The following is an 8,063-nucleotide window of genomic DNA, read 5'->3' on the forward strand; positions in this document are numbered from 1 at the left end:
CAGCGGTTAGGCACGAAGTCAACGGGAAAAAACAGGAAATGTTCCCTCACCTACATTCCCAATCAACTCCCGAAAGCTATCGGGATGAACAAGTGAACCAATTAATTACTCTTCCCGTAAACCTCCACCTCGCTCACGTTAGCTTGTTTGCCCGGCGGCACATCGGTAAAAATAATCTTTAAAAACCGGCTCTCCGGAGCTTTACTAATGTTGATGGTCCGTTTTTTATCGGTTTGATGGCTTGCCGGGGCAGTATAAATATCCGTCCATTGCACCCCATCGAACGAAACCTGCATTTTGTACCCAAAATCGGTATCATCCGCAAAGGTAAGGTTCACTTTGGTGATGCTGGTCAGGCTTTCCATGTCTACCTGCCACCAGTTTTCGGTGGCATTAGGTGCAGTGGCCCAATAAGTTGCAGCGTTTTCATCATCGGCCATACCTGCCGGGTGTCCTTCAGCTTCGCTACTGGCTCTTGTTGGTTTTTGGAAAATGATATTGCTTTTGCTCACTACGGGCGAAAAGTTTTTATAGTCGCCATATTTTACATAAGGAACGTAAGCGTTAACCGGTGTTTTGCCGGGTATAAAAGCCGGCAATCCTTTGGTTTCGATGGTGATGAGCGCGTCTTTCAAACCCGGCGAGCTGGCCCTGATCACACTCCTGCCGCCATAGTACGACCGGAACTCAATGGCCGCCTGCCCCGCACGGATAGCCACATCCGACGTCGCCGAAAACTTAATGGCGCTACCCGTAGGAAATTCCCCCGGCCCCGACTCAAGCGTCAGCGTCACATCCGGCGAATTACTGATGGCTTTGCCGTTCTTATCCAAAACCGTAACAATCAAATGTACATCATCCGTGCCATCAGTGTTGCTGATGCTTGTTTTGTCGGCGGTTAACGATAAGCCCGCCGGCGCTCCTTCAACCGGCCACTCAGGTGGTGGTATGTGCAAATATTCGTTACGGTACCAATACCACATGCGCTTTGGCAGGCGGAAGTAGTCTATCATGCCCATACGCCCAAACTTCCCATCGCCAAAATGGGTGCCATAGTCAAAAGCGCACCAAAGCACTTGCCCGCTGCGCCAATCAAATGGTGTGGCCTGCACATCGCCAAAGCCCGGTATATACCTGCCCGGCCTGTCGGCCAAAGTCGAGCCATACTCGCTCACCACGCTCGGTATACCCGGATTGATAAACAACCTTGCGCCATCGCCATTATAGCCTGCCACATCGCCTTGCTTATCAATACCCCCACGCTGGGAACCGCCAATAGCCACCTTGCGTGTTGGGTCGAGTTGATGTGAATAATCCGCAAGCTCTTTCAAAAATTCCTTTACACGGGGCTTGGTCGAAGTTTCTGCAAAAAACACCTCGTTACACATGCTCCATATCACTACCGAAGGATGGTTGCGGTTTACGCGTATCATTTCGCGTAAGCTGGTTCTTACACTTTCTTCAAACGGCTTTACGTCTTCCGGGTGGATAGGGTACGCGCCTGAGCGTTCGTACCAACTGCCCTCCTTCGTAAAATTGCCCGCTGCCCAAAAGTTGTTCTCCGACCACATCATCACCCCCAACGTGTCGCAGGCATCGTAAAAGGCCGGGTCGTGCGGGTAATGCGAACCGCGTATAAAATCGAAACCGGCATCTTTTACCATTTTAACATCGCGGGCAAAACCCTGGTTGGTAACAGCGCTGGCCCAACCGGCATGGTCCTGGTGTACATTCGCGCCGTGGAAATAGTAATGTTCGCCATTCAAAAAGAAGCCTTTATCAGCCGTCCACTCTACCCAACGAAAACCAAATGGCGTTTCGTAGGTATCAACCAATGCTTTGCCATCGTACAACCGGCTTACAGTTTTATACAGAAAAGGATGTAACGGGTGCCAAAGTTTTGGCGTTGGGATAGCGTTGCCCGTTTGGTCGAAATTGACCGTAGCGCCCGCGTCAATTTTTATGGACGATGAAAAACTGTCCACCGTTTTCCCGTTCGGGTCGATAACCAAAGTTTTAAGCAAATAGGTTTTTGCCAAATTGCTTTGATTGACTACCTCCGTTTTCACATTTACCGTGCCCGATGCTTTAGACAATACCGGCGTGGTTACAAAAGTACCGTACCAGGTAACATGGGCCGGATTGGTAACCACCAAATACACGTCGCGATAAATACCGCCGCAAAAATTATGGTCGCCATCGCGTGGTGCCAGTTGCGCGTTCCACAAATTGTTCAGCCGAACGGCCAACACGTTTTTGCCGGGCACCGCCGCATCGGTCACATCATAACTAAAACCGGTATAGCCGCTTTGGTGATGGCCCACAGGTTTGCCGTTCACAAATATTTCCGCATCGCGAAAAGCGCCTTCAAACTCAACAAACAGGCGTTTGCCTTTCCAACTGGCAGGTACGTTAAAATATTTACGATACCAGCCATAACCGGTATACCATTGTCCAGTTCCAAAATACGGTGTGCTGAAACTATGCGGCAAATTGACGTTTTTCCATGCCGAATCCACATAGCCGGGTTGGGCGGCGTTTTGCTGGTCGCCAAGTATAAATTTCCATTCGCGGTTAATGTTGATTTTTTGACGGACAGGCGTTGTATTACTTTGCGCCGACACTGTATTGGAATAAAAAAGCGACACAAGCAACAACACCGCAAGGTTAACTCGCTTCAAAGTTTTTTTCATGGCTTAAACAGGTATAATTTGGTTTTGTAAAAATCAATCATTATCAAATTATGCCCATCCTGCACTGTTATGTTTTTTTAAAACAAAAAAAACCTCCCTGTTTGGCAGGAAGGCTTTTTTAATATTTTAAACCGAAAACTAAACGCGTTTTGATTTGATACGAGCGGCTTTGCCGGTCAGTTCGCGCAGGTAGTATAGTTTTGCACGACGCACCTTACCTTGGTTGTTCAGCTCAATTTTATCGATGTTTGGCGAGTTGTATGGGAAAATACGCTCAACACCAATACCGTTTGATACTTTACGTACGGTAAATGTTTCGGTGCTGCCGGTGCTGTTACGTTGAATAACCACACCTTGGTAAACCTGGATACGTTCCTTGTTACCTTCCCTTATTTTATAGTGTACACTGATGGTATCGCCAGCTTTAAAGCTTGGGTGTACTTTCTTTTCTACTGATTGTTCTTCAACAAATTTTACTAAATTCATGATTTTTAGCGCTTAAAGCCAATTTTCAACCCGTGAAAATCGGATTGCAATTATAGGGCTTTTTTTTGATTTAAAAAAACAGATTTTATTTTTTTTGAAAAAGAACGGCACTAACCCACATCTTCCGTCTTCCATCTGCCATTTTCCCTACGCAAAAGCGCCTCAGCTGTTCATCACCGCACCGCCGTTAATATCCATGGTTTGGCCGGTTATTACTTTCTGACTGACCATATAAGCCACCAAATCAGCAATTTCTTCCGGCTTGCTCATGCGTCTTAATGGCACGCTTTGCATCGCGATATCATAAAACTCGTCTTCGGTAATGCCAATCCCATCGGCAATGCCCTGTAGCCCCTCTTGCGACATTTCCGTATCCACCCAACCCGGACAAATAGCGTTTACCAAAATCTTCTCGGGAGCAAATTGTACCGCCCAGCTTCGCATCAGCCCCAGCAAACCCGCTTTCGAAGCGCAATAAGCCGAATAATTGGCCACACCCAAACGCGCCAGTACCGATGAGGTAATCAGGATATGCTTCTCATCCTCGCCATTTCTCAGATTCGGCAAAAAACTATTCACAAAATTGTAAGTCCCGGTCAGGTTGGTACCGATGATATCGTCCCAGCGATCGTTAGGCCCCCATTGGTTTTCACCTCCAATGCCCGAGTTGGCTATCAAACCATGTATGGCAACATCCTCAATACTTTTGACAGCTTTGGCAAGGCTTTCAATACTGCGGATATCGGCAACCAAAATTTTATGCCCGGCACCATTTAAAGTGGCAAGCGTTTGTTTTAGGTTACCCTCATTGCGGCCCAATAAAATACATTGATTCTTTTCACTTAGTTTTTGCGCAATAGCCCGGCCAATGCCACTGCCCGCGCCGCTAATGAGATATGTTTTTGAGGTCATGTTATTGAATAGATGGGCTAAGGTAATAATTATTTGATTTGGTGGTTTTACTCAGGCTAAAGCTTTTCGCATCTTCACCAAACTCAAAAACTCGCCATCAGGCAAAGTCTCGTCCACAAGTTCAAAAGCCTCGTACCCCATTTTGCTGTAAAGCGGTACACCCGGTAAAGTGGCACCCAATTGCAGTCTTTTAAAGCCGTTGGCTTTTGCCGCAGTTTCGCAAACATTCATAATATAAGTACCCACACCACGCCTCGCATAATCGGGATGTACAAAAAAAGCCCGTATACGGGCGGCGTCAAGTTCCGGGTTTAACAGGGGGTCTTCAGTGGCTTTATGCTGGTCGCCGCCATATAAGGTGTTTCGTTTGCTCCACCCGCCACAACCAACCAATAAACCATCCGCTTCGGCAACGTAATAAGTTCCATCAACTATCAGTTGTGTATCCACACCAAAAATGTACTTGATGGAACTTTCTATTTGCGCATCGGTATAATAACCGATACTCAATTTCCGCACAGATGCCGCGATCAGTTGCTGCAACGCGGGGATATCATCAAAAGTGGCCAAACGCGATGTGAGTTGCATGACTCAAAAAAATCAATTATTAACTATAAAAAAGCTTACAAAAAAGCCCGCGTAATGCGGGCTTTTTTGTAAAACGGGAACAGGCTCCTTAATGCGCCATGTTCACTTTAGTCAGTTTATTGTCCATCGAAATATAGTCGGTCAAAATCTGGCCGGCTTCTTTTTTGATGAAGTCCAGATCTTCTTCTTTCGGTTTCTTATCGCCTTTTTTTAAGGCAGGATAGCCCATGGCCACGCGGATGATATTTTCGCGCTCCAGGTTTTTCTCTGCATCCTGATCGCGTTGTTTTTTTAGCGCTGCCTCGTTTAAAGGCAGTGTCTTTTCCGAGTCTTCTTTTTTGTAATCGGCAATAACTTCTGTCATATATTTATACGTAGGGCTGTTTACCTGACGGGCTTTGTATAACTGGGTAAGCTTAGGTATCACCGCGGTAAAGCTGCCAACTTTGGTATAGCTGCTGCGCGCTATGGTATCCCAGGGCATGGCCGATGGTTCGGTGTCTTCGCCATATTTATCCAGTGGAATCAATGACGGGAACACAATATCCGGCATAACCCCTTTATGTTGTGTCGAGCTGCCGCTGATGCGATAAAACTTGGCAATGGTCAGGTTAAGCTGACCAAAAGTGCTTTGATTGGTAGGCGCAGCAGGGTTAACAGTAATTGGTTTTCCATCAGCACCCGGCTTTGTATTGCGGGCGTTCATATCTTCAATAATTTTTTTCTTTATCGATGGATTGATCACATTATCCAAATCAATCTCGTTTTGTACCGAGCCCTTACCATAGGTTTGTGTGCCGATGATCAATCCGCGGCCATAATCCTGTATGGCGCCCGAAAATATCTCGGATGCCGAAGCGCTAAAACGGTCCACCAATACGGCCATTGGGCCATCGTACGCTATTGATGGGTCATCATCGGTATCCACTTCTATGCGGTCTTCCGCATCACGCACCTGTACCACGGGGCCTGTCTTAATAAACAAGCCTGTTAAACTAATAGCTTCCGATAGTGAACCACCTCCGTTCTCGCGCAAATCAATCACCACACCATCAACCCCTTTTTGTTTTAAAGTATCCAGTATCAGGCGCACATCGCGCGTGGTACTTTTATAGTTAGGGTCGCCGGAGCGGTAAGCATTAAAATCGATATAAAAGGCAGGGATATTGATAACCCCTATCTTCAGGGTTTTGCCATTGCTGTTATAAGTTTTTATCTCCTCTTTAACCGACTGGTCTTGCAGGATGATCTTCTCACGAACAATCTCCACAATCTTTGGTTGGTCAGAAGCGGCCTTTCCTTTCGGGATAACTTTCAGGCGAACAGTAGTGCCTTTGGGGCCACGTATCAAACCGATGGCATTATCCAGGCGCCAGCCTATCACATCCTGGTACTCGCCATCTTTTCCTTGTGCCACGCCAACAATATGGTCGCCAACGTCAATTTGCTTGCTTTTGTAGGCAGGGCCACCCGGCACAATGCTGGCGATGGTTACCATCTCATTTTCGGTAGTCAACGTAGCGCCTATACCTTCAAGTGACCGCGACATTTCCATATTGAACTGCGAAGCGTTAAAGGGCGTAAAATAATTGGTATGCGGGTCAACAGCTTCGGTAACCGCGTCCATGTATTTTTGAAACACATCGGCCGATGATAATTTTTCCGATTGGCTCAACAGGTTTTGGTAACGTTTTTTAAGGGTTTCTTTATCCTTGGCCAAATTGGGTTCAGCCAATTTAAGGCTAAGCAAATCGTACTTTACACGCAGCATCCATTGTTTATCGCTCTCTTCTGCCGATTTTGCATAAGGCAGTTTTTCACGGTCGTAAGCAAAAGTTTCGTTTTTGCTAAAATCAAAATCTCCGGCTAACGCGTTTATCGAAAAATTGATCCGGTCGTTAAAGCGTTTTTGGTACACATTAAACATGTAGAAAACATCGCTCAGGTCACCTGTCTTCAGGTCATCGTCCAGTTTGTATTTGAATTGTTGGAAAGCGTCCACATCCGAAGCCAAAAAGTAGTCGTGGTTGTCATCCAAACTTTTCAGGTAGCGGTCAAAAATCACTGCCGACAGCGAGTCGTTCAGTTTTACTTTTTTGTAATTGTTGTTGGTAATCATCTGCGACACCACCCGCGAAACAAGGCTTTGCCTTTCATCAGGTTGCAAATCATCGCCGTCAACCTTTTTGGGAGTTTTAACTGCTTTCCCCAACCCATCTTCCAAGTGCAACGAACCCAAATCAATCTCGTTACCCGAACCTGCCGGAGCTGCATTACATGCCAGCGCGGCTCCCAAAATCAGCAGTACATATATCCTCTTAAACATATCTTTTACTGTAGTTAAATTAAATTTCAAATCAAACATTTATTAAACGTAATATTTTGCCTAAAGTATACAAAAAAAGAAACAGCACCATAGCTGTTACAAATACAACTAACAATTTTACACTATTGTTTTATTTGTTTGACGATGCAGGTGCGGTGAAGTTACTTTATTGCGTGTTTTTTTTATCAGGGTTAAGTTCGGCGTAGCTGCTTTCGTTTTTAACATACGTAAGCTGCCGGGCTTTTAGTTTGCTTAGTTTTTTATCGATAAGCACAATATCATTAAACCGCCCGAGCGATGAAGCGATGGAGCGGGCATCAGCAAGGTCCTGCGCGGCCTGTTCAAACTCACCAATTTCGCCTTTTACCATGGCCAGGCTGGTCAGGGTATAAATAATAGCGTCGGTATCGCCAATCTTTTGCGCCAAAAGGTTGCATTGCAGCAAATGCCATTTAGCTTCCGAGTAATGGCTTTGACTCACGTACAAGTCGATAAGGTTATGATAATTCACAATGCTCTCACCGTCCTGATGAAAACGCAGCGTATGATATAAAACCTTTAAAAGCGCGGCCTCAGTTAGGTCAAAGCCATATTCCGTCATCCCAAACACCAAATCAGCTTTAATTTCAGGATGGCTCAGCGCATTTGCCGCATCAATCCGGATACCCAGGCTGTGCGCTTCCGGCAAATCCGGGTAACGAACAACAACCACCGCCGGCTTTTTTTTGAGCCAGGCAAACTGCGCGCTGGCAGGCAAAACCAATATAAACAATAAAGGGACGAGTATAAAAACTCTAAACATCATCAACTGTTGAGTAATTTTCAAATATAACGATTTTTAACACAAATAGCGATGGGTTTGAAACCTGGAGTGTTCGAAAGAATAAAAAAGAGGGTTGGGTAGTGCGGTTCCCCTCTTGAGAGTAATAGCCCATGAATAGACATTTAATTTTTGTATATTTATGCAAATGAATGTAAGTGAAGTATTTACGAGATTTTCAACTCAGGAAGCCTGTATTGGATATCTGGAAGGATTAAGGTGGCAACACGAGCCCGAA

General features: G+C 45.7%; 6 protein-coding genes. All 6 read right to left on the reverse strand.

The genetic code is table 11. From position 1 onward, the window contains the following. Nucleotides 1–101: 101 nt before the first annotated feature. On the reverse strand, nucleotides 102–2,693 hold the full coding sequence (locus QZX97_RS06900; protein ID WP_295652532.1) for a glycoside hydrolase family 2 TIM barrel-domain containing protein: 2,592 nt from the start codon (nucleotides 2,691–2,693) through the stop codon (nucleotides 102–104). Between the two features lie 138 nt (nucleotides 2,694–2,831). Next, nucleotides 2,832–3,179: a 50S ribosomal protein L19 gene (gene rplS, locus QZX97_RS06905; protein WP_295652533.1), complete on the reverse strand. Its 348-nt coding sequence runs from the start codon at nucleotides 3,177–3,179 to the stop codon at nucleotides 2,832–2,834. 162 nt (nucleotides 3,180–3,341) lie between these two features. Further along, on the reverse strand, nucleotides 3,342–4,091 hold the full coding sequence (locus tag QZX97_RS06910; RefSeq protein ID WP_295652535.1) for an SDR family NAD(P)-dependent oxidoreductase: 750 nt from the start codon (nucleotides 4,089–4,091) through the stop codon (nucleotides 3,342–3,344). A gap of 51 nt (nucleotides 4,092–4,142) precedes the next feature. Beyond that, nucleotides 4,143–4,679, reverse strand: a complete 537-nt coding sequence (locus QZX97_RS06915; RefSeq protein WP_295652537.1) for a GNAT family N-acetyltransferase — start codon at nucleotides 4,677–4,679, stop codon at nucleotides 4,143–4,145. Nucleotides 4,680–4,767: 88 nt separating this feature from the next. Further along, nucleotides 4,768–7,005, reverse strand: coding sequence for a carboxy terminal-processing peptidase (locus QZX97_RS06920; protein ID WP_295652539.1), 2,238 nt, complete (start codon nucleotides 7,003–7,005; stop codon nucleotides 4,768–4,770). 166 nt (nucleotides 7,006–7,171) lie between these two features. Further along, nucleotides 7,172–7,810 carry a hypothetical protein gene (locus QZX97_RS06925; protein ID WP_295652540.1) on the reverse strand — a complete coding sequence of 213 codons (639 nt, stop codon included), beginning with the start codon at nucleotides 7,808–7,810 and terminating at the stop codon, nucleotides 7,172–7,174. Nucleotides 7,811–8,063: the final 253 nt, after the last annotated feature.

This window comes from uncultured Mucilaginibacter sp. (genome assembly GCF_903893715.1).
In the GTDB taxonomy this organism is placed as follows: domain Bacteria; phylum Bacteroidota; class Bacteroidia; order Sphingobacteriales; family Sphingobacteriaceae; genus Mucilaginibacter.